This is a genomic window from Pauljensenia sp. UMB3104, from assembly GCF_030217285.1.
In the GTDB taxonomy this organism is placed as follows: Bacteria; Actinomycetota; Actinomycetes; order Actinomycetales; family Actinomycetaceae; genus Pauljensenia.
This window is the reverse complement of sequence record NZ_JASONN010000479.1, coordinates 1-248: the sequence shown is the minus strand read 5'-3', so window position 1 is coordinate 248 and position 248 is coordinate 1. Positions and strand designations below refer to the sequence as shown.

1 protein-coding gene is annotated in these 248 nt (G+C 52.8%); it reads right to left on the bottom strand.

Features of this window, described 5'->3' with window-relative positions; genetic code table 11:
* Positions 1 to 211, bottom strand: a 211-nt coding sequence (locus QP415_RS12480) for a hypothetical protein (RefSeq protein ID WP_285100282.1), incomplete at its 3' end; no start/stop codon positions are given.
* Between the last annotated feature and the right edge of the window lie 37 nt (positions 212 to 248).

Sequence of the window (248 nt, the reverse complement as noted above, 5' to 3'; positions counted from 1 at the left end):
GGGCCTCGTCCTCTTGATCGCAGTCGCCGTTGACGTCTACTCGAAGCGCCAGGGCAAGCGTTCCATCATTGGCACCTTCCAAAATGCCTTGAGTAATCAAAAGGCAGTTCGGCAAAGCGAAACAAAGACTCCCTCCAAGTGATGATCGGGCGGTAAGGAGAAACCGTATCGCCATGTCAACAACGGGCTCAACAAACGTTGAGTCATCCACAAAGCGTAGATATTCCCAAGCAAGCCAGCTGGGGAAC